Origin of the sequence: Nitratireductor alexandrii, from assembly GCF_004000215.1 — a bacterium.
In the GTDB taxonomy this organism is placed as follows: domain Bacteria; phylum Pseudomonadota; class Alphaproteobacteria; order Rhizobiales; family Rhizobiaceae; genus Mangrovimarina; species Mangrovimarina alexandrii.
The window spans coordinates 32,243-53,926 of record NZ_RBVY01000003.1 but is presented as its reverse complement, the minus strand read 5'-3'; the positions used below and the strand labels follow the sequence as shown (position 1 = coordinate 53,926).

The 21,684-nt window shown below is 65.3% G+C and carries 25 protein-coding genes and 1 tRNA gene; 11 read left to right on the top strand and 15 right to left on the bottom strand.

Annotated features, from left to right (window positions below):
* Positions 1-188: 188 nt before the first annotated feature.
* The 3 genes from xylF to EP380_RS06890 all read left to right on the top strand — a co-directional run bounded on the left by xylF (position 189) and on the right by EP380_RS06890 (position 3,501).
* Complete coding sequence (gene xylF / locus EP380_RS06900) at positions 189-1,229, top strand: D-xylose ABC transporter substrate-binding protein (RefSeq protein ID WP_106573282.1); 1,041 nt, start codon at positions 189-191, stop codon at positions 1,227-1,229.
* Between the two features lie 163 nt (positions 1,230-1,392).
* On the top strand, positions 1,393-2,703 hold the full coding sequence (locus tag EP380_RS06895) for a sugar ABC transporter permease (RefSeq protein ID WP_127597633.1): 1,311 nt from the start codon (positions 1,393-1,395) through the stop codon (positions 2,701-2,703).
* Between the two features lie 9 nt (positions 2,704-2,712).
* Positions 2,713-3,501 carry an ATP-binding cassette domain-containing protein gene (locus tag EP380_RS06890; RefSeq protein ID WP_106573280.1) on the top strand — a complete coding sequence of 263 codons (789 nt, stop codon included), beginning with the start codon at positions 2,713-2,715 and terminating at the stop codon, positions 3,499-3,501.
* A gap of 97 nt (positions 3,502-3,598) precedes the next feature.
* Here the strand turns inward: EP380_RS06890 and EP380_RS06885 are convergent, their stop codons facing one another.
* Entirely contained in the window at positions 3,599-3,856 is a 258-nt protein-coding gene (locus EP380_RS06885) for a glycine zipper domain-containing protein (protein WP_127597631.1), read from the bottom strand.
* A gap of 75 nt (positions 3,857-3,931) precedes the next feature.
* Complete coding sequence (locus tag EP380_RS06880; protein ID WP_238719766.1) at positions 3,932-4,264, bottom strand: hypothetical protein; 333 nt, start codon at positions 4,262-4,264, stop codon at positions 3,932-3,934.
* Positions 4,265-4,523: 259 nt separating this feature from the next.
* On the opposite strand from EP380_RS06880, the gene EP380_RS06875 reads away from it, so the two are divergent.
* From EP380_RS06875 to EP380_RS23520, 3 genes are all read left to right on the top strand, one after another.
* A complete protein-coding gene (locus EP380_RS06875; protein ID WP_106573278.1) occupies positions 4,524-4,865 on the top strand; it encodes an ElaB/YgaM/YqjD family protein in 342 nt (113 codons plus the stop codon).
* A 17-nt stretch (positions 4,866-4,882) separates the two neighbouring features.
* Positions 4,883-5,344 (top strand): hypothetical protein, encoded by a 462-nt coding sequence (locus EP380_RS06870; protein WP_127597628.1) that lies wholly within the window; start codon positions 4,883-4,885, stop codon positions 5,342-5,344.
* Positions 5,345-5,482: 138 nt separating this feature from the next.
* Positions 5,483-5,653: a hypothetical protein gene (locus EP380_RS23520; RefSeq protein ID WP_164749786.1), complete on the top strand. Its 171-nt coding sequence runs from the start codon at positions 5,483-5,485 to the stop codon at positions 5,651-5,653.
* A gap of 44 nt (positions 5,654-5,697) precedes the next feature.
* Here the strand turns inward: EP380_RS23520 and EP380_RS06865 are convergent, their stop codons facing one another.
* Complete coding sequence (locus EP380_RS06865; RefSeq protein WP_127597626.1) at positions 5,698-6,606, bottom strand: diacylglycerol/lipid kinase family protein; 909 nt, start codon at positions 6,604-6,606, stop codon at positions 5,698-5,700.
* Positions 6,607-6,850: 244 nt separating this feature from the next.
* On the opposite strand from EP380_RS06865, the gene EP380_RS06860 reads away from it, so the two are divergent.
* Together EP380_RS06860 and EP380_RS06855 are read left to right on the top strand one after the other, a co-directional pair.
* Positions 6,851-7,156, top strand: a complete 306-nt coding sequence (locus tag EP380_RS06860; protein WP_106573274.1) for a GNAT family N-acetyltransferase — start codon at positions 6,851-6,853, stop codon at positions 7,154-7,156.
* Positions 7,156-7,458, top strand: a complete 303-nt coding sequence (locus EP380_RS06855; protein WP_106573273.1) for a GNAT family N-acetyltransferase — start codon at positions 7,156-7,158, stop codon at positions 7,456-7,458. Before EP380_RS06860 ends, EP380_RS06855 begins: the two co-directional genes overlap by 1 nt.
* A 33-nt stretch (positions 7,459-7,491) precedes the next feature.
* On the opposite strand, the gene EP380_RS06850 is transcribed toward EP380_RS06855, so the two are convergent.
* From EP380_RS06850 to EP380_RS06830, 5 genes are all read right to left on the bottom strand, one after another.
* On the bottom strand, positions 7,492-9,006 hold the full coding sequence (locus tag EP380_RS06850; protein WP_127597624.1) for a malonate--CoA ligase: 1,515 nt from the start codon (positions 9,004-9,006) through the stop codon (positions 7,492-7,494).
* Between the two features lie 76 nt (positions 9,007-9,082).
* On the bottom strand, positions 9,083-10,180 hold the full coding sequence (gene ugpC, locus EP380_RS06845; RefSeq protein ID WP_127597622.1) for a sn-glycerol-3-phosphate ABC transporter ATP-binding protein UgpC: 1,098 nt from the start codon (positions 10,178-10,180) through the stop codon (positions 9,083-9,085).
* A gap of 11 nt (positions 10,181-10,191) precedes the next feature.
* A complete protein-coding gene (ugpE, locus tag EP380_RS06840; RefSeq protein ID WP_106573324.1) occupies positions 10,192-11,091 on the bottom strand; it encodes a sn-glycerol-3-phosphate ABC transporter permease UgpE in 900 nt (299 codons plus the stop codon).
* Between the two features lie 7 nt (positions 11,092-11,098).
* Positions 11,099-11,980: an ABC transporter permease subunit gene (locus tag EP380_RS06835; RefSeq protein ID WP_127597620.1), complete on the bottom strand. Its 882-nt coding sequence runs from the start codon at positions 11,978-11,980 to the stop codon at positions 11,099-11,101.
* Positions 11,981-12,060: 80 nt separating this feature from the next.
* Complete coding sequence (locus tag EP380_RS06830) at positions 12,061-13,371, bottom strand: extracellular solute-binding protein (RefSeq protein ID WP_127597618.1); 1,311 nt, start codon at positions 13,369-13,371, stop codon at positions 12,061-12,063.
* Positions 13,372-13,590: 219 nt separating this feature from the next.
* Here EP380_RS06830 and EP380_RS06825 point away from each other — a divergent pair, with 219 nt between their 5' ends.
* Positions 13,591-13,803, top strand: coding sequence for a hypothetical protein (locus tag EP380_RS06825; protein ID WP_106573268.1), 213 nt, complete (start codon positions 13,591-13,593; stop codon positions 13,801-13,803).
* Between the two features lie 92 nt (positions 13,804-13,895).
* On the opposite strand, the gene EP380_RS06820 is transcribed toward EP380_RS06825, so the two are convergent.
* Together EP380_RS06820 and EP380_RS06815 are read right to left on the bottom strand one after the other, a co-directional pair.
* Positions 13,896-13,972, bottom strand: a tRNA-Arg gene (locus EP380_RS06820).
* Between the two features lie 162 nt (positions 13,973-14,134).
* Positions 14,135-15,298 (bottom strand): M20 aminoacylase family protein, encoded by a 1,164-nt coding sequence (locus tag EP380_RS06815; protein ID WP_106573267.1) that lies wholly within the window; start codon positions 15,296-15,298, stop codon positions 14,135-14,137.
* Positions 15,299-15,545: 247 nt separating this feature from the next.
* Between EP380_RS06815 and EP380_RS06810 the strand changes: the two genes are divergently transcribed.
* On the top strand, positions 15,546-16,604 hold the full coding sequence (locus EP380_RS06810; protein WP_127597616.1) for a D-alanyl-D-alanine carboxypeptidase family protein: 1,059 nt from the start codon (positions 15,546-15,548) through the stop codon (positions 16,602-16,604).
* Positions 16,605-16,614: 10 nt separating this feature from the next.
* A complete protein-coding gene (locus tag EP380_RS06805) occupies positions 16,615-17,730 on the top strand; it encodes a CobW family GTP-binding protein (protein WP_127597614.1) in 1,116 nt (371 codons plus the stop codon).
* Positions 17,731-17,758: 28 nt separating this feature from the next.
* Here EP380_RS06805 and EP380_RS06800 read toward each other — a convergent pair whose 3' ends face one another.
* From EP380_RS06800 to EP380_RS06780, 5 genes are all read right to left on the bottom strand, one after another.
* A complete protein-coding gene (locus tag EP380_RS06800) occupies positions 17,759-17,995 on the bottom strand; it encodes a sulfurtransferase TusA family protein (protein WP_106573264.1) in 237 nt (78 codons plus the stop codon).
* Between the two features lie 10 nt (positions 17,996-18,005).
* Positions 18,006-19,265 (bottom strand): L,D-transpeptidase family protein, encoded by a 1,260-nt coding sequence (locus tag EP380_RS06795; RefSeq protein ID WP_127597612.1) that lies wholly within the window; start codon positions 19,263-19,265, stop codon positions 18,006-18,008.
* Between the two features lie 254 nt (positions 19,266-19,519).
* Positions 19,520-20,470 carry an acetyl-CoA carboxylase carboxyltransferase subunit alpha gene (locus EP380_RS06790; RefSeq protein WP_106573262.1) on the bottom strand — a complete coding sequence of 317 codons (951 nt, stop codon included), beginning with the start codon at positions 20,468-20,470 and terminating at the stop codon, positions 19,520-19,522.
* Between the two features lie 103 nt (positions 20,471-20,573).
* Positions 20,574-21,488 (bottom strand): site-specific tyrosine recombinase XerD, encoded by a 915-nt coding sequence (locus EP380_RS06785; protein ID WP_127597610.1) that lies wholly within the window; start codon positions 21,486-21,488, stop codon positions 20,574-20,576.
* A gap of 35 nt (positions 21,489-21,523) precedes the next feature.
* The gene (locus tag EP380_RS06780) at positions 21,524-21,667 is read right to left on the bottom strand and encodes a histidine kinase (protein WP_106573260.1); all 144 of its coding nucleotides are present in this window, start codon (positions 21,665-21,667) and stop codon (positions 21,524-21,526) included.
* Between the last annotated feature and the right edge of the window lie 17 nt (positions 21,668-21,684).

Sequence of the window (21,684 nt, the reverse complement as noted above, 5' to 3'; positions counted from 1 at the left end):
TTGGGCGTCCCGACAGCTTTGCAGGAAATCCATGTTGCATTGCAACACGTTAGGCGCCCGAAAATCATCTTGACACAGCTTTCCGGGTGGGTCACTATTTTTTTCGAGCCTCGAATTAATAGAGGTGGCGGCCGGGCCGCTCGCACCGTTCCGGCCAATAACGTGCACGATGCACCCGGGAGGAAAACATGAACAGACTGGCTCTGGCGCTGAGCTGCGCCGCCTTCGCCCTGCCGATTTCCGGCGCGGCCTTGGCCAAGGACAAGACCATCGGCGTGTCCTGGTCGAACTTTCAGGAAGAACGCTGGAAAACCGACGAAGCGGCCATGAAGGCGGCGATCGAGGCCGCCGGCGACACCTATATCTCGGCCGACGCGCAATCGTCTGCCGCCAAGCAGCTGACCGATGTCGAGGCGCTGATCGCGCAGGGCGCCAACGCGCTGATCATCTTGGCGCAGGACGCCTCAGCCATCGGCCCGGCGGTCGAAAAGGCGGTCGCGGAAGGCATCCCGGTGGTGGGTTATGATCGCCTGATCGAAAATCCGGAGGCCTTTTACCTGACCTTCGACAACAAGGAAGTCGGCCGCATGCAGGCCCGCGCGGTCTTCGAAGTGAAGCCGGAAGGCAACTACGCCTTCATCAAGGGCTCGTCGGCCGACCCGAATGCGGATTTCCTGTTTTCCGGCCAGATGGAAGTGCTGAAAGAGGCGATCGATGCCGGCAAGATCAAGAATGTCGGCGAGGCCTATACGGATGGCTGGCTGCCGGCCAACGCGCAGAAGAACATGGAGCAGATCCTGACGGCCAACGACAACGCGGTCGACGCGGTCGTGGCTTCCAATGACGGGACGGCCGGCGGTGTCGTCGCCGCGCTCGATGCGCAGGGGCTGGCCGGTTCGGTACCCGTTTCCGGCCAGGACGGCGACCATGCCGCTCTGAACCGCGTGGCCCTGGGCACGCAGACCGTTTCGGTTTGGAAGGATGCGCGCGAACTCGGCAAGGCTGCGGCCGAAATCGCCTCGATGATGGCGGAAGGCACGGCGATGGCCGACATTCCCGACGCGCAAAAATGGTCCGGCGGGCCGAACGGCGTGGAGATGAACGCCGTCTTCCTGGCGCCGATCCCGATCACCAGAGACAATCTCGACGTCGTCATCGACGCGGGCTGGGTGGAAAAGGACGTGGTCTGCCAGGGCGTTCCCGCCGGCCAGCTCGAGGTCTGCGGCTGATACGCCGGCTGGCTTGCGTGCCGCGATGCGAGGGGCATCGCGGCACGCCTCGAAGCAGGGCGGGATCGACCGCAGCGGTTCAATCCGATCCGGCTTTGCTCTAGTCTTCCCAACATAACGCCGCGCAGACGGTGACGGCCCCGAGGACAATGGGGAGGAAACGATGTCCGAAGCGACTTCGGCGGCATCGGCCGACCGAGCCCGCACGACCGAGGCCGGTCCCGTGGCCGGCTTCTTGAAGGCGACCGAACTCGATACGCGCATGCTCGGCATGATTGGTGCGCTGGTGCTGATCTGGGTCGGTTTCCATTTCCTGTCGGGCGGCCTGTTCCTGACGCCGCGCAATCTTTGGAACCTGTCGGTGCAATCCTCGTCGATCGCGGTCATGGCGACCGGGATGGTGCTGGTGATCGTCACCCGCAATATCGACCTTTCGGTCGGTTCGATCCTGGGCTTCGTCGGCATGGTGATGGGCGTCGTGCAGGCGGAGCTGCTGCCGCAAAGCCTCGATTTCGGCAATCCCTGGATCTGGGTGATCGCGCTCGCGGTGGGCATCGGCGTCGGCGCGCTGATCGGCGGCCTGCAGGGCTTCGTCATCGCCTATCTGGGCGTGCCCGCCTTCATCGTCACGCTCGGTGGTCTGCTTGTCTGGCGCGGCGCGGCCTGGTGGGTCACGAGCGGGCGCACCGTTGCGCCGATGGATGCAACGTTCCGGCTGATGGGCGGCGGTCCGGCCGGTTCGATCGGCGCGACATGGAGCTGGATCATCGGACTTGCCGGTTGTGTTGCGCTGATGCTGGTGCTGGTCAACGGCCGTATCCAGCGCAAACGCTTCGCGTTTCCGCTGCGGCCGGTCTGGGCCGAAATCTTTCTCGGCGCCGTCGGCGCGGCGCTGATCCTCGGCGCCGTCTGGGTGGTCAATTCCTATCCCTGGCCGATCGGCATCGTGCGCCGGCATTTCGAGGGCCAGGGCCTGCCGGTGCCCGAAGACGTGTTCATAGCCCACGGGATCGCGATTCCGGTGCTGATCGCGCTCGGCGCCGGCGTGGTGATGACCTTCGTCGCCACGCGGACCCGCTTCGGCCGCTACGTTTTCGCGATCGGCGGCAATCCCGAGGCCGCGGAGCTGGCCGGCATCAACACGCGTTGGGTGGTGATGAAGATCTTCATGCTGATGGGCGCGCTGGCCGCGATCGGATCGGCGATCTCGACCGCGCGCCTCAATGCCGCCACCAACGCCCAGGGCACGCTCGACGAACTTCTGGTGATCGCTGCCGCGGTGATCGGCGGGACGTCGCTCGCCGGCGGCGCCGGTACCGTGGCCGGCGCCATGCTGGGCGCCGTTTTGATGCAGTCGCTCCAGTCCGGCATGGTGCTGCTCGGCGTCGACACGCCGTTGCAAAACATCGTGGTCGGGCTCGTGCTGGTGGTGGCGGTATGGCTCGATACGCTTTATCGGCGCCGGGTTCAGTAGGAGGGGACGATGAGCGCAACGCAAACCCCGCTGGTCGAACTGACCAATATTTCGATCGCCTTCGGCGGCATCCGCGCCGTGGACGACGCGTCCGTCGATCTGCATCGGGGCGAGGTGATGGCGCTGCTCGGCCACAATGGCGCGGGCAAGTCGACGCTGATCAAGATTCTGTCGGGGGCCTATAAGCGCGACGCCGGCGAGATCCGCGTCGACGGCAAGCCGGTGGCGATCAACAACCCGCGCGACGCAAAGCATTACGGTATCGAAACGATCTACCAGACGCTGGCGCTTGCCGACAATGTCGACGCCGCCGCCAACCTGTTCCTCGGCCGCGAACGCCTGACGCCCTGGGGCACGCTCGACGACGTCGCCATGGAGGCGGAGGCGCGCAAGGTGATGGGACGGCTCAATCCGCGTTTCGAACGTTTCAAGGATCCGGTCAAGGCGCTTTCGGGCGGTCAACGCCAGTCGGTGGCGATCGCGCGGGCGATCCTGTTCAACGCGCGCATCCTGATCATGGACGAGCCGACGGCAGCACTCGGCCCGCAGGAAACGGCCCAGGTCGCCGACCTGGTCAAGCAGCTCAAATCCGAGGGGATCGGCATCTTTCTGATCAGCCACGACATCCACGACGTGTTCGACCTCGCCGACCGGGTATGCGTGATGAAGAACGGGCAGGTGGTGGGGACGGCCAGCACGGACGACGTCACCAAGGACGAGGTGCTGGGCATGATCATTCTGGGAAAATGCCCGGCCGGCGCCACGCCGGGACCCGGCGCGCTGAGCGCGGTGGCCTGAACCGGGCGGACTATGGTGTCGAAAGGCGGTTTATGCACGAAAAAACCGGCCGCGCGTTACCACGCGGCCGATTCGCGAGTGTCGTGCCGGGCAAGCCTTAAAGGCCGCGGCAACGGGCTTCGTAGAGACGGCCGCGACGATCACGGTACACGCACCATCCGCGCCGCGTCGCCTTGCTAACCAAGACGCCCGTCGCCGCGCCGGCGACACCGCCGATGACGGCGCCCGACGCCGTGCCCGTTGCCAGCCCGCCGATCGCGGCACCGGCAGCGCCGCCCAGCGCTGCGTCGCGCTCAGTGGTGGTGCAGCCGGCTAGTGCCACCACCGCCGCCGCGACTAGCAAGAATTTCTTCATTCCATTCTCTCCATTCTACGCTGATGTCCCTTCGGATCCTCGCCCCTGCATCAGTGTGATGCCAACGTGATAGCTTCAGAAATCCTGCGTGATTGCAAGCCCCTCGCTCGCGCGATGGGTATTGAACGCCGTTAGGACGTCGGTTTGCTCCAGCGCGGCTTCGAGACGGCCGTCGGCATCGACATGCCAGACCAGCTCGGCGTCATCGTAAACCAGGGCAGGATCGACATTGACGCATGTCGCCATGATCCGGGGCGTTTCCTGATTGCCCGTTTCGGGGACTTCGCGCAAGGCGTCACGGCATTCCTCCCGCGTTTCAAAAATCGGGACGTCGACTGGAATCTCGCGGCAATCGCCGAGGTTACCGGAACATCCGATAACGAGAAGTAAGGCGGCAATGTGTTCCATGGCGCGTTCCTTTCGTGCCTGGAAAACGATGTTAGCGCCCTTCGGTTCCGCCCTATGTCAAATAGCGCACTCACGCCGGCACAATATGACGGCCCGTTCGGGCCGCATGACGCGGGCGCGCGTCGATCGGGCATGGGATAAGATTGCGGCTGGACTCGGTCGATGAAACCCATTTTCATGGCCGAGACGATTTTCGGGAACGACCGTCGGCTGTATGCGTTCGGTCCAGGCCACGCATGAACCAGACAGGGAGACAGACATGAACGCTGCACGGACCGCAAGCGCCAAATCGGCGGCCGCCGGCAAGACCGACGCACAGGCGGAATTCGAAGCGCAGATCGAGGCGTTGAAAGAGGAATTGGCGGCCGTCAAGGCGCAACTCGCGGGTTCGGGCGAACGTTCGGCGAAAGCGGCGCGCAAGGCGGCGGCCAGCGGGCGCGACCATCTGCGCGAGCAGGGCGAGGCCGCACTCGACGATTTGCGCGCCAGTGCCAGGGATATCGAAACCCAGCTGGTGGACAATGTGCGTCGCAAGCCGGTCACCTCGCTGGCGATCGCCGCCGGTGTCGGGTTCCTGTTTGCCCTGATCGCGCGGCGCTGAGGCTCGGGCTGCACCCCATGCTCAAATCGGCCATCGAAATGCTCGCCGGTCTCGATGCCAAGCGGGCGGCGCGGCGGTTCCGTCGGGCCTTGATCGATTTTGCGCTTGCCGGTGCGGCGCTGCTGCTCGGCTTGGGCTTTTTGCTCGCCGCCGCCTTCATCTTCGTGTCCGAACGTTACGGGGCGCTCTACACCACGGCCGGCTTCGGCGTCGGTTTCATCGTGCTCGCCGGCCTGATCCTGATCGTGCACCGCATGATCGTCGGCCTGCAGATGCGCCGCCGCGCGGAGGAAAAACGAGCCGAGCAGATCAAGTCCTTCGCCATGACGGCGGCGCTTGCGGCGCTGCCGTCGATAATCCGTTCGCGCAGTCTCGTCGGGCAGGTCGCCATTCCGCTTGCCGCGATCGCGGCCTATGCGATCTATCGCGAAAACATCGATGACGATGACGACGAGCCGTTTTCCGACGACGAGATTTAGAGGTTCGGTGAGACCGTCCTGACCCGTCTTGGAACGATACCGCGCCCGAACCGTTTCTAGGATCGGGAGCGAAGTCGTGGCGTGCCGCGGCGATCGCTGCCGCCCACGAAAGGTTCCAGGAGGACAAAGACAGGACCCATGCCAACTCCGCTTGATCCAGAAAACGCCCGTCAAGGCCGTCGCGGCCTTCGCGTGCTGATCGTTCTAATCGTCGCTCTGATCCTTGCCAGCGTGGCCTGGGTCGGCGTGGAGTGGTGGGGCGAGGCCTACGATGCCGACACCGGCGCGCGGGTCGAACATGTCGGCTGAGCTTTGAGCGATCCGCCTGCGATTGATGCGCGCGGCTGCGTTTGCTAGGGCTCGTTGTCGGCGGGAACCAAGACGCGCAACGCTTTCGGGTGAATGCGCAGCCTGGTTTCGTTGCTGGCGGGAACCAGTTCGCCGTCGATCAAGCAGGTCTGATTGCGGCGCCGCGAGCGGACGCGCAGCACAACCTCTTCCGACTGGTGGATGTCGACGGTTTCGATCTCCTTCCAGCGACCGAGCATCATGGCGACGAACAGAAGGGCGATCTCCAGACGCCGCGCGGTGCGGAAAATATAGATGCCGAGCAGCCCGCCATCCGGCTTTTCGGCGATCGGCAGCGGACCGTCCCCGAACAGGTTGTTGGAAATGCCGATGCCCGGCGTTCTGGCGCGGACCACCGTCTCGCCCATGACCAGTTCGGCCTCTATGGTCGAGGGTTTGGCGAGGGCGGCGAATGCCGCGCGCAGCGAGGCGAGCATCTTTCCCAGTCGCGAGGCATATTCCAAGCGCGAACGCATCAACACCATGCGCGCATGCAGACCGACCGAGAACTGGTGCACGAACGGTCGGCCGTCGGCGGTGGCGATATCGACGTCGCGCGCGACGCCTTTTGCCAGCGCGTCGACGGCCTTGTGCAGGTCCATCGGCAGGCCGAGCGCGCGGGCGAAGAGATTCATCGTTCCGGCCGGCAACACCAGCAGCGTCTTGCCAGAGCCCATCAGCGCCGCGGCCGCGGCCGAGATCGTGCCATCCCCGCCGCCTGCCAGCACAGCGTCATGATCCGGGCTCCCGGCGGCCGCCTCGAGTTCGCGGCCGACTTCCTCGCCCTCGATGTAGCGAAGCTCGATCGTGTGGCCGCCCACCCGCATCGCCTCGCGCAAATGCGCTTCCAGGGCGTCGAGGTCGGTGGTGCGGAGCGTGCCGCCGCCGCGATTCAAGAGGGCGATTATGCGCATGATCTTCCGATGCCGCTAGAACCAGAGAAGAGAACGGCAAACGCATGTCAAGGCGATTCGATCCGTTTCGACGTTCCGACCCGCTCTGTCGGCCGGTTGCGGATCAACCGGTCGGAAAGCCGTTTGCAGACGGCCCGCGGTGATGCCACCATGTATCGTCGCGAGGACGGATACGATCCATCCTTCGCAGTTCGAGATCAGAAAGCCTGTTGATCAGCCCATTCGTTGCCAGGGAGCCCCGGTCATGACCGAGCCGTCGCAAGACATCGAACTCCAGGAGACGGACTCGAAAGGACGCTATGTTCTGCGCGGTGAGAGCGGGGACGAGGCGGAACTGACCTTTTCCAAGATCGGAACACGCCAGATCATCATCGATCATACCGGCGTTCCCGACAGTTTTCGCGGCCAGGGCGTGGGCGCGCGGCTCGTTGCGCGGGCGGTCGAGGACGCGCGCGCCGCAGGCAAGACGGTCATTCCGTTGTGCCCGTTCGCGGCCTCGCAGTTCCGCCGGCATCCCGAATGGGCGGATGTTTTGAAAAAGGCGACGTGATGGACCATACCCAACTGCCCATCCACGCGGCGGAAACGCAGGCCGGCGGGCACTATGTCGTCGCCATGCCCAATGGCGAGGATTCGCGCCTGACCTGGCGTCATCTCGGCGAGGGAGTGATCGAGGCCGACCACACGTTCGTCCCGGTTCCCTATCGCGCGCAGGGCATCGCCGAGGCGCTGGTCGAACGGCTGGTCGCCGACGCGCGGGCGGCGGGCAGGACGATCGTGCCGCGCTGCTGGTTCGTTGCCGACGAATTCAAGCGCCATCATCCCGACTGGGACGACGTTCTGGCCCGGTGACGCAGACGCAGGGCGGGCGGTTTCGGACCCGGATCAGGCCGCGAAAATCGTCGCGTAACGCTCGCGCAGCACGTTCTTTTGAACCTTGCCCATGGTGTTGCGCGGTAGGTCGTCGACGACGACGATCCGGCGCGGCTTCTTGAAGCGCGCCAGCCTGTCGCCCAGGCCGTCAAGCAGGGCCTGCGCGTCGACGGCGGTACCCGGCTTGGCGGTGACGACACCGACGACACCCTCGCCGAGATCGGGATGCGGCACGCCGATCACGGCCGATTCGGCCACGGCCTCCTGTTCGTCGAGTGCAAGCTCGATCTCCTTGGGATAAATGTTGTAGCCGCCGGAGATGATCAGGTCCTTGGCGCGCCCGACAATGGTGACGTAGCCGTCGGCGTCGATCGTGCCGAGATCGCCGGTGATGAAGAAGCCGTCGGCGCGGAACTCCGCGCGGGTTTTTTCCGGCATGTTCCAATAGCCCTTGAAGACGTTGGGCCCGTGCACCTCGATGACGCCGATCTCGCCTTGCGCCAGCGCCTTGCCGGTTTCCGGATCGCAGATGCGCAGTCGCGTGCCGGGCAGGGGAAAGCCGACCGTGCCGGCGCGGCGCTCGCCCTCATACGGGTTGGAGGTGCCCATATTGATTTCGGTCATGCCGTAGCGTTCGAGGATGCGCTTGCCGGTGCGGGCCTCGAAGGCGGTGTGGGTTTCGGCGAGGAGTGGCGCGCTGCCGGAGATGAACAGCCGCATATGGGCGACCAGATCCCGCGTCAGCCGCGGATCGGCGAGCAGGCGGGTGTAGAATGTCGGCACACCCATCATCGCCGTCGCTTGCGGCAGGCCGGCGATCAGGTCGTCGACGTCGAGCCGGGGCAAAAAGATCATCGCGCCGCCCGAAAGAAGCATGACGTTGGTGGCGACGAACAGGCCGTGCGTGTGAAAGATCGGCAAAGCGTGCAACAGCACGTCGTCGGCCGAAAAGCGCCAATAGTCGACCAGCACCCGCGCATTGGACAGCAAATTGTCCTGGGTCAGCATCGCGCCCTTGGAGCGACCGGTGGTGCCTGACGTATAGAGAAAGGCGGCCAGATCGTCGGGCTCGCGCCCCGCCGGCTCGAAGCGCTCGGGCTTGCCGTCGGCGGCGGCCGCGAAACTGCCTCCGCCATCGGCGTCGAGCGTCGCCAGTGCCGCGCCGGCGGCTTCCGCGACCGGCGCCAGCGTTGCCGCGGCCGCCGGGTCGCAGATCAGGAGCCTTGCCTGCGCGTCGGTGACGAAATACTCCACCTCGGCCGCCGTGTAGGCGGTGTTGAGCGGCAGGAACACCGCGCCGGAAGCCACGCAGGCGGCATAGATCGCGAGCGCCTGCGGCGATTTCGCCACCTGCAGCGCGACGCGGTCGCCGACCTCGACGCCGGCTGCGCGCAGCGCATGGGCGAAGCGGGCCGTCATCGCCAGAAAATCGCCGTAGCTCAGCCGCTCTCCGGTCTTGAGGATCAGGAACGGCCGGTCGCTGCCCTCATGCGGGCGAAAGAGGGCATCGTAGAGTGGGTTGGGCATGGCGGTCTCGAAACGGAAGGAGTCTGACGGATCCTTCCGTTTCCTACCGCATGTGCGCCGCTTCCGCGACCCCCAATCAGCGCGCGCGGATTTTGGGCTTGGCGGTGTCGGTGCCGATCGGCGCGCGCCAATCGTCCAGCCGCCGGCCGTCGGCGTCGAAGGCATGCAGCCGTTCGGACGGCACCGCGATGCCGACCCTGTCGCCCTCGCGATGCGGCGCCCGCCCGTCGATGCGCACCACAACGCGTTCGGCGCCGACCTTGCCGTGCAAAAAGCTTTCGGAGCCGACCGGCTCGACGGCATCGACGACAAAGCGCAACGACAGGCCGTCGCCGTCCTCATTGTCGTTGGCGACCTCGATAACGTCCTGCGGCCTGAAGCCGATCGTGGCCACCGCCGCGTCGCGCAGGCCCAGCCGGCCGTCGTCGCCGAGGGCCGAGAAGGGGATGAGGTTCATGGCCGGCGCGCCGATGAAGCTTGCCACGAACGTGCTTGCCGGTCGTTCGTAGACGTCGAGCGGCGCGCCGATCTGCTCGACCTTGCCGGCGTTCATGACCACCAGCTTGTCGGCCAGCGTCATGGCCTCGAGCTGGTCGTGGGTCACGTAGACCGAGGTGATGCCGAGCGAGCGTTGCAGGTGCTTGATCTCCACGCGCATATGGCTGCGCAGCTTGGCGTCGAGATTGGACAGCGGCTCGTCGAACAGGAAGGCGGCCGGGTTGCGCACGATCGCCCGGCCCATGGCCACGCGTTGGCGCTGGCCGCCCGACAGTTCGCGCGGCTTGCGCTCCAGAAGCGGGCCCAGTTCGAGCGTGGTCGCGGCTTCGCGCACGCGCCTGTCGATCTCGTCCCTGGCGATGCCGCGGTTGCGCAGGCCGTAGGCCATGTTGTCGTAGACCTTCATATGCGGATAGAGCGCATAGTTCTGGAACACCATGGCGATGTCGCGCTCGGCCGGGTCGAGATCGTTGACGACGCGCTCGCCGATGGTGATCGCCCCTTCGGTAATCGCCTCGAGCCCGGCGATCATGCGCAAAAGCGTCGACTTTCCGCAGCCGGACGGACCGACGAGCACGAGGAATTCGCCGTCGTCGATGTCGATCGACACCGTGTCGACGGCACGCTGGGTGCCGGTATAGATCTTGGAAACCTGGTCGATATGCAGCCGGGCCATGAATGTTGCTCCTATTTGTCGCTCTCGGTCAGGCCCTTGATGAACCAGCTCTGGAACACCACCACGACGATGACGGGTGGCAGCATGGCGAGGACGGCGAGCGCCATCGCCTGACCGTATTCGGGAATTTGCGATCCGACCCAGACCTGGATGATCTGCTTGATGCCGCGCACGAGGGTGAAATAATCCTCGTTGGTGGTGATCAGGGTCGGCCACAGATATTGGTTCCAGCCGTAGACGAACATGATGATGAAGATGGCGGCGATCATCGTGCGGCTGAGCGGAAGCAGAATGTCGCGGAAGAATTTCAGCGGCCCCGCGCCGTCGATGCGCGCCGCCTCGATCAGCTCGTCGGGCACGGATTTGAAGAACTGGCGGAAGAAGAACGTTCCTGTCGCCGAGGCCACCAGCGGCACGATCAGGCCGGTATAGGTGTTGATCAGTCCCATCGACTGCACGATCTCGTAGGAGGGCAGGATACGCACCTCGAGCGGCAGGAGCAGGGTGACGAAGATCGCCCAGAAGGCGAATTCGGCCAGGGGAAAGCGGAAATAGACGATCGCGTAGGCGGCCATCATCGAAAGCACGATCTTGCCGACGGCGAAACCCAGGCCGAGGATCATCGAATTGAGCATCATCGTGGTGCCGTTGACCGCGCCGGAAAAGCCGAGACCGTCGAACATCACGGTCGCGTAATTGTCGACCAGGCTGGTGCCGGGCAGCGCCTGAACGCCGCCGGTGTGGATCGTGACGGCGTCGTGGGTCGAGGTCATGAAGGCGAGGAAGACCGGCACGAGCATGAAGGCCGCGCCGGCGATCAGGATGGCGTGGTCGAAGACCGGGCCCCATTTGAAGGCCGGCCTGTGGCTTGCAGGCGCAAGCGGCCGGGCGGTGGAAACGGCGTCGCTCATCTGGGCCTCACGCATAATGCACGCGGCGTTCCATGAAGCGGAACTGCACGACGGTGAGTGCGAAGACGACGATCATCAAAATGACCGACTGCGCCGAGGAGCCGCCGAGATCGTTGCCGCGGAACCCGTCGAGGAAAACCTTGTAGACCAGCGTGACGGGGTTGTTGCCCGGTTCGTTCTTGGTCATCAGGTCGATCAGCCCGAACGTGTCGAACAGCGCGTAGGTGATGTTGATCACCAGCAGGAAAAAGGCGGTCGGGGTCAGCAGCGGCAGCGTCACGGTGAAAAACCGCCGCAGGCCAGACCGACAGTCGATCAGGGCTGCCTCGCGCACCGCGCGCGGGATCGACTGCAGGCCGGACAGAAAGAAGATGAAGTTGACCGCCACCTGGTACCAGACCGCGGTCGCGATCATGGCAAAGGCGGTGTCGTAGTAATTGACCCCGATGCGCAGGTTCCAGCCGAACCAGGACGCGATGGCGACGAACGGGCCGACATGCTGGTCGAACAACAAAATGCCGAGCAGGCCGGCGACCGGGGGCGCTATGGCGTAGACCCACATCAGGAGCGTGCGGTAGGTTTTGGCGCCGCGCAGCACCGCGTCGGCCTTGACGGCGAGCAGCAGCGCGATGGCGAGCGCAAAGAAGGCGACGAGCGCGGTGAACCAGACGGTGAAGCTCGCCACGCGGCGATATTCCGCGCTCGACAGCACATCGGCATAGTTGTCGAGGCCGACGAAGGTCGCGCTGAAGCCGAAAGGATCCTCGAGAAAGAAGGACGAGCGCACCGCCTCGCCGGCGGGCAGGTAGAAAAACACCGCAACGACGACCATCTGCGGCAGCAGGAACAGATAGGGCACGATCGAATGGCCGAACCGGACCTTGTCCATGGCGCGGGACTCCGTTGCCGGGAAAGGAAGGGGCGCAGCCGCTGCCGGATGCGCCCCGCTATCGGGAAGGGAGCCGTTGTTTAGCTACCGGTCTTGGCGAAACGCTCGAGAAGCTGGTTGCCTTCGGCCTCGATCGTCTTGAACGCCTCGTCCACGGTGGTCTCGCCGGTGAACAGCTTGCCGTATTCGCGGTTCATCACGTCGCGGATCTGGACGTAGAAACCCATGCGGTAGCCCTTGGTCCACTCGCCGGCCTTCATGTTGAGCTGCTGGATGCCGATTTCGGCCTGCGGCACCTCGTCGTAATAACCCTGCTGCTTGGCGCGCTCATAGGCGGCGTTGGTGATCGGCACGTAGCCGGTGCTCTTGTGCCACATCAGCTGCACCTCGGGAGAGGTCAGGTATTCGAAGAACTTGGCGGTCGCCTTGTTCTCTTCCTCGGATTTGCCGGCCATGGCAAACAGCGCCGCGCCGCCGATGAAGGTCTGGTAGCCCTCCTCGCCGGCGATCGCTTCCCAATAGGGCAGCGGCACGGCGCCGAACGGCATGGCGGCCGATTTGGTCAGGCCGCCGAAGGAACCCGACGAACCGACCCACAGCGCGACCTTGCCCTGCTCGAAGGGGGTCTGGTTGTCGCCCCAGCCGGTGCCGTACCATTCGAAATGGCCGTCCTCTTTCCACGCGGCGAGCTTGGCGAACATCATCTTCAGCCCGTCGGTGTTGACCAGCAGCTTGGTGCCCTCGGCGCCGTCATAACCGTTGTTGTTGGTGGCGAAGGGCAGGTTGTGGCGGGAGAAGAAATTCTCGGTGAATTCCCACGGCAGATGCGACTGCACCAGCGGGATGTAGCCGGCTTGCTTGAGCTTGGGCGCGATCTGCTCGAACTCTTCCCAGGTCTTGGGGGCCTCGACGCCGGCCTTTTCCAGGGCCTCGGTGTTGTAATACATGATCGGCGCGGACGAATTGAACGGCATGCCGATCATCTTGCCGTCGCTGTCGGCGTAGAAATAGCGCACGCCGGAGATGTAGTCCTCGATATCGAAGGACGCGCCGGCGCCCTCGAGCAGATCCTGGACCGGCTTCACCGCGCCCTTGGCGCCGATGACGGTGGCCGCGCCGGCGTCGAAGACCTGGAGGATGTTGGGCTGTTCGCCGGCGCGGAAGGCGGCGATGCCGGCGGTCAGCGCCTCTTCGTAGGTGCCCTTGAACACGGGGGTCAGAACGACCTCGTCCTGCGAGGCGTTGAAATTGGTGGCGATCTCGTTGACGGTCTCTCCGAGCGCGCCGCCCATCGCGTGCCACCAGGAAATCTCGGTGACGGCAAAGGCGGAACTGGCGGAAAGGAGCGACAGTCCGGCCGCGAGACCCGCGGCGATACCAAAGGGCTTCATGAGGCTCTCCCTGAATTGGGTTGGCGAAAGTTCCAGCACTTTCAGCCAATCGCCTATCGGCAGCGCATGACAGTCCGGCTACGGTTTTGTTGCAACGCGATGAAATCCACAGTCGGTCCGGCGGACCGTTTGCGCCGGAAAAGCGCCTGTCGCGCCGCCGGACACCGCGTTCACGAAAAATTAGTGTCTGTCAGATTTCGGCCAATTTCTGCGGCTTCAATGCCGGGCAAGGAGGAGGTTGCGATGCAGACCCAGTCCCGGAATATTCCCTACAGCGCCTTTCTGGCCGCCAAGGCGGCTTGCGAATGCCCGGGCGAGATCAAGCGCTTTTTGGAAGAGAAGCGACTTCCGGCGGCATGGCATCTGGAGCTCGGTCCGGTGGCGCCGGCGCGGAATGACGACGATGACGCCGTCGTCATGACGATCAACTGACCGCGACCCTTCTCTGAAATCTGCGGCGCCGCGTAATCGCGTCCCCAGCGGCTCGGGACGCCGCCCCGCGTCCGGAATTGACCTTGAGAAACTGGTGATCCCGGCAGGATTCGAACCTGCGACCCTCAGATTAGGAATCTGATGCTCTATCCTGCTGAGCTACGGGACCCCGCCGCCCTCATAGCGGTTTCGCGCCGCTTCGCCAACCGCGTTTTGGCCATGCCGGTATCGGCCATAGCATCGCCGCCGCCGTGCTTCCGGTTCTGCGATGGAGCTCGAACATCCGCTGTGGCGTCAGCGGCAGCCCGCGCCAACCGGCGCAGGCCCCGCTTCAGGCCGCGAGCGCCTTTTCCGTCAGCCGCACCCAATAGGAAATACCGTGCGGGATCGCCTCGTCGTTGAAGTCGTAGGCGGGGTGGTGGAGATTGGCGGTGTCGCCATTGCCGACGAAGATGAACGAGCCGGGCCGAGCTTCCAGCATGTAGGAAAAATCCTCGCCGCCCATCATCGCGGGCATCTGCGGGTCGACCTTGGCGTCGCCGGCGACGTCGCGCGCCACGTCGACGGCGAAATCGGTCTCTTCGGCATGGTTGAAGGTGACGGGATAGTTGCGGTCGTAGTGGATATTCGCCTCCGCCCCGCTCGCCACCGCGATGCCGGTCACCAGCGCGCGGATGCGCTCTTCGGCCAGGTCGGCGGTCTCGCGACGCAGCGTGCGCACCGTGCCGGCGATCTCGGCCGTTTCGGGAATGACGTTGTAGGCGTCGCCGGCGTGGAATTTCGTCACCGAGACGACCAGCGCGTCGACGGGGTCGGCGCTGCGCGAGGCGATCGACTGCATGGCGCCGACGATCCGGCTGGTGACGACGATCGGGTCCACCGTCTGGTGCGGAAAGGCGGCGTGCCCGCCCTTGCCCTTGATGGTGATGGTGAATTCCGCGGTCGAGGCCATGATCGGTCCGGGCCGGGTGGCGAACTGGCCGACGGGCAGGCCCGGCGCATTGTGCATGCCGAAGACGCGCTCGATGCCGAAGCGCTCCATCAGCCCTTCCTTGACCATGACGCGGCCGCCGCCGCCGCCTTCCTCCGCCGGCTGGAAGATGACCGCCACCGTGCCGTGGAAATTGCGGGTCTCGGTCAGGTATTTGGCCGCGCCGAGCAACATGGCGGTATGGCCGTCATGGCCGCAGGCGTGCATCTTGCCGGGGGTTTCGGAGGCGTGCGGAACGCCGCTCGCCTCGTTGATCGGCAGCGCGTCCATGTCGGAGCGCAGCCCGATCGTCGGCCCGTCGCCCAGGCGCCCGCGGATGAGGCCGACGACGCCGGTCTTGGCGATCCCGGTGGCGACCTCGTCGCACCCGAACTCGCGCAGCTTGTCGGCCACGAAGGTCGAGGTTTCGAACAGGTCGAAATTCAGCTCCGGCCTGCGGTGCAGCTGGCGCCGCCATCCACTGACTTCCTCCTGAAGCTCGGCCGCGCGGTTGAGTATTGGCATTCCTTAGGCTCCCACTCCACATCAAGGCGCAAATCCGCCCCGTCGCGCCGGTCCCGGCCGGCTTTGCCATCATGGCGTCACATGCGCTAAATAAGACCCGCCGACGCTCGGCCAGGCGTCCCGTTCCGCCTTGCGGGCCTATCGGGACCGGGCGAAGGTAGCGCAAATCCCTGGAGAGGCCATAGTGAAATCGACACGGAATTGGGCGAGGCGTCTCGTAAATCCCGCGTGGCTGCTGGCGGCTTCCATGGTGTGGACGGCATCGCCGGCACAGGCGGGGCCTTCGATCGTCGTCGACTTGAAGTCGGGCAAGGTACTGGCCCAGGAGGAGGCGTTCCGGCGCTGGTATCCGGCCTCGCTGTCGAAGCTGATGACGGCCTATGTCGCCTTTCGCGCCATCAAGGCCGGCGAGGTGACGCTGAAATCGCCGGTGACGATCTCCAAGAACGCGGCCAAGGAACCGCCGAGCAAGATGGGCTACAAGCCCGGCTCGGTGCTGACCCTGGACAACGCAATCAAGATCATCATGGTCAAGTCGGCCAATGACGTCGCCACGGCGATCGCCGAAAGCATCGCCGGGTCCGAAAAGGCCTTCGCCACGCGCATGAATGCGGAATCGCGCCGTTTGGGCATGAGCGGTTCGCACTGGGTCAATGCGCACGGGCTGCACGACGACGAACAATACACGACGGCACGCGACATGGCGTTGCTGGCCTTGGCGATCCGTCGGGAATTTCCCGAAAATGTCGGCTATTTCGCGATCGAGGGGCTGGCGGCCGGCAAGGTGAAGCTGCCCAACCACAACACGCTGATCGGCCGGTTCGACGGTGCCGACGGCATGAAGACCGGCTTTACCTGTCCGGCCGGCTTCAATCTCGTGGCCTCGGCGACTCGCGAGGGGCGCACGATCATCGCCGTGCTGGTCGGCGAAGCGTCGGTCTCGCAACGGGCCGAGAAGGCGGCGCAGTTGCTGGAGGACGGGTTCAAACGCAACCAATCCTTCGCCTCGTCGCTGGCCGCGCTGCCGGTCGGCGGCGGCATGCTCGCCGAGGCGACGAACATGCGCCCGGTGATCTGCACCGAGGAAGCGCGCAAGCAGCGAGCCGAAAACCGCGACGAGGACGGCAGCATGATCATCCGCTCGCCCTATATCCGCGATCTTGATCGCGAGCCGCGCCTGGTCGCCGTCGGTCTCGGCGGCGCGACGGGTCCGAAATCGCCGGCGGCGGCGGTCGAATACGCCAACGTGCCCATTCCCACGCCGCGTCCCGACTACAAGCCGGCAACGCAAACGGCGGTGCAATAGCGGCTTGGACATGGACCCGCAGAACGCTCCCCGCCAGCCCGTTCCCGTCAGCGTGCTCACCGGATTTCTCGGTGCGGGCAAGACGACGTTGCTCAACCGGCTCCTGAAGGCGCCGGACATGGCCGGAACCGCGGTCATCATCAACGAGTTCGGCGACGTGCCGATCGACCATCTCCTGGTCGAGCAGGCCTCCGACGGCATCATCGAACTGTCCGACGGCTGCCTGTGCTGCACCGTGCGCGGGGAACTGGTCGACACGCTGGCCGATCTCGCCGACCGGGTGCAGACCGGTCGGCTGGCCCCGCTCGCGCGCGTCGTCGTCGAGACCACCGGGCTCGCCGACCCCTGCCCGGTGCTGCAGTCGATCATGGCGCATCCGGCGCTGTTGGCCGCCTATCGGCTCGACGGCGTGATCGCGGTCGCCGACGCCCTCAACGGTGAGGCCACGCTCGACGCGCATGAGGAGGCGGTGCGCCAGGTCGCGGTGGCCGACCGGATCGTGCTGACCAAGTCGGACCTGGCTTCCGCCGAAGCGGTGGCGTCCTTGCGCGCGCGGCTGGCGCGGCTCAATCCCGGCGCGCCGGTGCTCGATGCGGCCGGCGGCGAGGCGGATGTCGGATCCTTGTTCGATTGCGGGCTCTACGACCCCTCGACCAAGAGCGTCGATGTCGAACGATGGCTGCGCGCGGTCGCGGCCGATGATCATCACCACGACCACGCCGACGACGGGCACGATCACCACCATGCGCACGATCATCGTTTCGAGACGTTTTCGCTCACGCTGGACCGGCCGATCGCCTTCGCGGCGGTGGCCAATTTCCTCGACCTCCTGCGTTCCACGCATGGCGAAGGCCTGCTGCGCATGAAGGGCATCGTCGAGACGGTCGAGGAGCCGGAGCGGCCGTTGGTCATTCACGGCGTGCGGCGCTTCCTGCATCCGCCGGTGCGGCTTGCCGCCTGGCCCGACGACAGGCGCGGGACACGGCTGGTGCTGATCACCAAGGATGTGCCGCAGGATTATGTACGCCGCCTGTTCGACGCCTTCGCGGAGCGGCCGGGGATCGATACCCCCGATCGCCGCGCGCTGGAGGACAATCCGCTCGCGATCGGCGGATACCGGCCCTGAAGGAGGCGGTGCGCCGCCGGTGAGGGCGCTACCCGCCCCGTTCGATCAGGAAGCGGTGGCCGCCGCCTTGTGCGGCCTCGCTCGACATCAGCCGGTGCCCGGCCTCGGCGCAAAAGGCGGGAATGTCGATCACCGCGAGCGGATCGGTGGTTTCCACCCACAGCCATGCGCCGGCCTGCATGCCCTCCAGCCGTTTGCGGGTCCGCAGGACGGGCAGCGGGCATTGCAGCCCTCTCAGATCGTAGACATCCGTGGCAGCGGACATGGCCGCGGCGTCAGCTTCCGAAAAGATTGGTAAAGCGCTTGCGTACCGAGCCGAGCATGCCCGGATCGTCCTGCGGGGCGGCCTCGGCAGGGGCCGCGGCGGCGCGCTCGGCCGCTTCGGCCTCTTCCTTCTCGGCGGCTTCGGCGGCAGCCTTGGCCTCGGCGGCGCGGCGCACGGCTGCGGCCTTTTCCTCCTCGGCCTTGCGCTTGGCCGCCTTTTCGGCGTCGATTGCGGCCTGGCGGCGGCCGGCGGGCGAATCGATGCGTCCCATCACCGAGGTGGTGACCACGGTGCCGTCCGGCGACAGCGACGGCGGCTCGACCGGCACGCGCTCGCCGCGGGCGCGGCGACGGGTCCAGTCGGCAACCAGATCGGCTTCCTTGAGACCGGCGATCGAAGCTTTCGGCGCCTCGCCGCCGCCCCGAGCGGTATGGGTGGCGAAGGCCGCCTCGTAGTTCGAACGATAGCTTTGAAAGGCCGTCATCAGCGCTTCGGGCTGAACGCTCGGCGGGCATGCGCCGGTGGGCGAAAAGGCGGCGCCGCCTTCGGTGGTGCGATTGAACACATAACGCTTCTCGCACACGTCGACCTTGGGCGGCACCTTGGTGATCTCGAAATGGTCGTAGCCTTCCTTCAGCATCGTCCAGAACGTGTAATTCGGGTCGTTGCGATAACGCGCCATGTTGCGCGCCGTCATGCGGAACGGGAAGGCCTGGATCTGAAACTCGCGCTGCCCGCCGCGAAAGGCGTCCCTGGCGAGCGCGTAGATCTCCTCCATCTCCTTGTCGTTCATGGAATAGCAGCCCGCCGACGAACAGGCGCCGTGCACCATCAGATGCGACCCGGTGCGGCCATTGGCGCGGTCATAGGTGTTCGGATACCCGATGTTGAAGGCGAGATGGTAGTTCGAACGCGGGTTCATCTGCGCCGGCTTGACGGTGTAGAACCCTTCCGGCGCCTGCCGGTCGCCCTCGGTGAATTTGGGCCCCAGCTTGCCGGACCATTTGCAGATCTCGTAGGTGGCAAGCAGGTCGTAGCGGCCGTTGGCCTTCTGCTTCCAGACTTCGAGCTCGCCTTCCTCCTTGAAGACACGGGCCATGACCGGCGAATTGCGGTTCATTCCCTTGGCCTTCATCTCCGAAATGAGACGCGCCGGCACCGGCCTTTCGGCTTTGCCGTTGGCCGATTGCAGGGTTGATTCCGTGCACCCGGCTAGCGCCAATGCCAGCGCCGCGACAAGCAATCCTCCACGTGTCAGGCTCAAGATCATCGGTGTTTGGCTACCTACAAGCATCGCTTCGGGTGCGGCCGCGTCTGGCGCGGCCACGCATTCGGCGCACGTTAAGGTCGTTAACCTTGAAAAAACCTTACCACAAGGTCCGTCCCGCGTGCCTCACGCGCTTGTCATTGACGGCCAAGACTTGGCGATTTTGTGGCGAAGCGGGGCCAAATCGCGTCGTTTGCGGTTCGCGGCGACCGTTGTCCTGCCCGTCGACAGCGCAAACTCGCCGCGGCCGAGGCGGATCAGATCGATCGGCCGATGGCGAGGAACTTTTCGCGCCGGTGCTCGCGACAGTCCATATCGGCGCCGGCCAGTTCCTCCAGGGCGGTCGCAATCTGCTTGCCGGCCGCCTCGATCACGCTTTCGGGGCCGCGATGGGCGCCGCCCACCGGCTCCTGGATGATGCCGTCGATGATCTTCATCTCGAGCAGGTTCTGCGCGGTGATCTTCATCGAGGTGGCGGCGTCCTTGGCGCGCGTGGAATCATGCCACAGGATCGAGGCCGCGCCTTCCGGCGAGATCACCGAATAGATCGAATGTTCCAGCATGTAGACCTTGTTGGCCGTGGCGATCGCGATCGCGCCGCCGGAGCCGCCTTCGCCGATCACCACCGACACGACCGGCACCCGCAGGGCCAGCGAGGCGGAAATCGAGCGTGCGATCGCCTCGGCCTGGCCGCGCTCCTCCGCGCCCACGCCCGGATAGGCGCCGGCCGTGTCGACCAGCGTCACCAGGGGCACGTCGAAGCGGTCGGCGAGGTTCATGATGCGGACGGCCTTGCGATAGCCCTCGGGCCTGGCCGAGCCGAAATTGTGTTTCAGCCGGCTTTTGGTATCGGCGCCCTTTTCCTGGCCGAGAACCGCCACTGGCTGGCCGTTGAAGCGGGCGAACCCGCCGATGATGGCGTTGTCCTCGCCGAAACTGCGGTCGCCGGCCAGCGCGGTGAAATCGGTGAACAGGTGCTTGACGTAGTCGAGGCAATGCGGCCGGTCGGGATGGCGCGCGACCTGGGTCTTTTGCCAGGGCGTCAGCGCCCGGTAGGCTTCTTTCAAGGCATCGGCGGCGCGTTTTTCCAGGCGTGCGATCTCGTCGGCCACGTCAACGGCTTCACCGCTTTCGTTGAGCTTCTTCAATTCGAGGATCTTGCCCTCAAGATCCGCGACGGGTTTTTCGAAGTCGAGATAATTGTACATTCGCTGTGGATCAGCCGTGCTCACGATACGCGAAAAAGGCGCTCAACCGGTCGTTGTCGACCGGTTCCGGCGCCGGACTGGCCCTCACATAACGTTCGCGGGTCTAATCGGCAAGCGGATGATGGTCGTTGACCAGCCGCACCAGGCGTTCTTCCAGCACATGGGTGTAGATCTGCGTCGTCGAAATGTCGGCGTGGCCGAGCAATTGCTGAACCGCGCGCAGATCGGCACCGTTTTGCAGCAAATGGCTGGCAAAGGCGTGACGGATCACGTGCGGTGATATTTTCGACGATGCGATGCCGGCCCGCGCGGCCAGTGCTTTCAACTCGCGGGCGAATGCCTGCCGGGGCAGATATCCGCTCGCCGAGGCGGCGGGAAACAAAAACGCACTGTCGGCGGTGCTTTTGCCGGCGGCGCGGGCGTCGAGCCATGTTTTCATCGCCCGGCGCGCGCCGTCCGTCAGCGGCACCATGCGCTGCTTGCCGCCCTTGCCGCGAACCACGAAGAACCGGTCGTCGCGCAGCGCCACGCTGAGCGGCAGCGCGACCAGTTCCGAAACCCGCAGGCCGGTCGCGTAGAGCGTCTCGACAAGCGCATGCAGGCGGATGGCCGCGACAGGCGCCACGCCCGGCGGCGGGTTTGCCGCCTCGGCCGCCGCCAGATCGAGCAGCCGCCCGGTCTCGGCTTCGCTGAGAATTTTGGGCAAGGCCGCTGTCCTGCGCGGTGCGCTCGCGGTTCCGGTCGGGTCGTCCGTGCGCCATCCCTCGCCATAGAGAAAGCGGAAAAACTGACGCAGGGCGGACAGTTTACGGGCCTGGGTCGAGGGCGCGAACCCCCGGGCCGCGACCGATTCCAGATAGGCGTGGATGGCGGCGGCATCGGCATCGGCAAGGCCGCCGGTCATGTCGCCATGGGCTTCCTGGAGGTCGCGCCGATAGGCGTCAAGCGTGTTGGCGCTGGCGCCGCGCTCGGCGCTCATCATTTCCAGAAAGGCTTCGATCGCGGCCTGGCTGTTCATCGCGTCCCGTTCCGGAAGGTCGCCGGGGCCTGACCCTAGGGGTTGAGCTTCTCAGGCGGAATCCTGACCGACATCTCGCCCTTCCTGGGTTCCACGAATGTGGCCAGCGCGAACATCGCTCCATATGCGATGCCAACCAGGACCGCTATGGTCACCAAGAACCGAAAAAGGGTCGGCATTCGCCCAGAAATTCCCC

Excerpts from the sequence above, each read along its gene's own strand:
- xylF (WP_106573282.1), top strand. The coding sequence starts at position 189 with ATGAACAGACTGGCTCTGGCGCTGAGCTGCGCCGCCTTCGCCCTGCCG.
- EP380_RS06895 (WP_127597633.1), top strand. The coding sequence starts at position 1,393 with ATGTCCGAAGCGACTTCGGCGGCATCGGCCGACCGAGCCCGCACGACC.
- EP380_RS06890 (WP_106573280.1), top strand. The coding sequence starts at position 2,713 with ATGAGCGCAACGCAAACCCCGCTGGTCGAACTGACCAATATTTCGATC.
- EP380_RS06885 (WP_127597631.1), bottom strand. The coding sequence starts at position 3,856 with ATGAAGAAATTCTTGCTAGTCGCGGCGGCGGTGGTGGCACTAGCCGGC.
- EP380_RS06880 (WP_238719766.1), bottom strand. The coding sequence starts at position 4,264 with ATGGAACACATTGCCGCCTTACTTCTCGTTATCGGATGTTCCGGTAAC.
- EP380_RS06875 (WP_106573278.1), top strand. The coding sequence starts at position 4,524 with ATGAACGCTGCACGGACCGCAAGCGCCAAATCGGCGGCCGCCGGCAAG.
- EP380_RS06870 (WP_127597628.1), top strand. The coding sequence starts at position 4,883 with ATGCTCAAATCGGCCATCGAAATGCTCGCCGGTCTCGATGCCAAGCGG.
- EP380_RS23520 (WP_164749786.1), top strand. The coding sequence starts at position 5,483 with ATGCCAACTCCGCTTGATCCAGAAAACGCCCGTCAAGGCCGTCGCGGC.
- EP380_RS06865 (WP_127597626.1), bottom strand. The coding sequence starts at position 6,606 with ATGCGCATAATCGCCCTCTTGAATCGCGGCGGCGGCACGCTCCGCACC.
- EP380_RS06860 (WP_106573274.1), top strand. The coding sequence starts at position 6,851 with ATGACCGAGCCGTCGCAAGACATCGAACTCCAGGAGACGGACTCGAAA.
- EP380_RS06855 (WP_106573273.1), top strand. The coding sequence starts at position 7,156 with ATGGACCATACCCAACTGCCCATCCACGCGGCGGAAACGCAGGCCGGC.
- EP380_RS06850 (WP_127597624.1), bottom strand. The coding sequence starts at position 9,006 with ATGCCCAACCCACTCTACGATGCCCTCTTTCGCCCGCATGAGGGCAGC.
- ugpC (WP_127597622.1), bottom strand. The coding sequence starts at position 10,180 with ATGGCCCGGCTGCATATCGACCAGGTTTCCAAGATCTATACCGGCACC.
- ugpE (WP_106573324.1), bottom strand. The coding sequence starts at position 11,091 with ATGAGCGACGCCGTTTCCACCGCCCGGCCGCTTGCGCCTGCAAGCCAC.
- EP380_RS06835 (WP_127597620.1), bottom strand. The coding sequence starts at position 11,980 with ATGGACAAGGTCCGGTTCGGCCATTCGATCGTGCCCTATCTGTTCCTG.
- EP380_RS06830 (WP_127597618.1), bottom strand. The coding sequence starts at position 13,371 with ATGAAGCCCTTTGGTATCGCCGCGGGTCTCGCGGCCGGACTGTCGCTC.
- EP380_RS06825 (WP_106573268.1), top strand. The coding sequence starts at position 13,591 with ATGCCGGGCAAGGAGGAGGTTGCGATGCAGACCCAGTCCCGGAATATT.
- EP380_RS06815 (WP_106573267.1), bottom strand. The coding sequence starts at position 15,298 with ATGCCAATACTCAACCGCGCGGCCGAGCTTCAGGAGGAAGTCAGTGGA.
- EP380_RS06810 (WP_127597616.1), top strand. The coding sequence starts at position 15,546 with ATGGTGTGGACGGCATCGCCGGCACAGGCGGGGCCTTCGATCGTCGTC.
- EP380_RS06805 (WP_127597614.1), top strand. The coding sequence starts at position 16,615 with ATGGACCCGCAGAACGCTCCCCGCCAGCCCGTTCCCGTCAGCGTGCTC.
- EP380_RS06800 (WP_106573264.1), bottom strand. The coding sequence starts at position 17,995 with ATGTCCGCTGCCACGGATGTCTACGATCTGAGAGGGCTGCAATGCCCG.
- EP380_RS06795 (WP_127597612.1), bottom strand. The coding sequence starts at position 19,265 with ATGATCTTGAGCCTGACACGTGGAGGATTGCTTGTCGCGGCGCTGGCA.
- EP380_RS06790 (WP_106573262.1), bottom strand. The coding sequence starts at position 20,470 with ATGTACAATTATCTCGACTTCGAAAAACCCGTCGCGGATCTTGAGGGC.
- EP380_RS06785 (WP_127597610.1), bottom strand. The coding sequence starts at position 21,488 with ATGAACAGCCAGGCCGCGATCGAAGCCTTTCTGGAAATGATGAGCGCC.
- EP380_RS06780 (WP_106573260.1), bottom strand. The coding sequence starts at position 21,667 with ATGCCGACCCTTTTTCGGTTCTTGGTGACCATAGCGGTCCTGGTTGGC.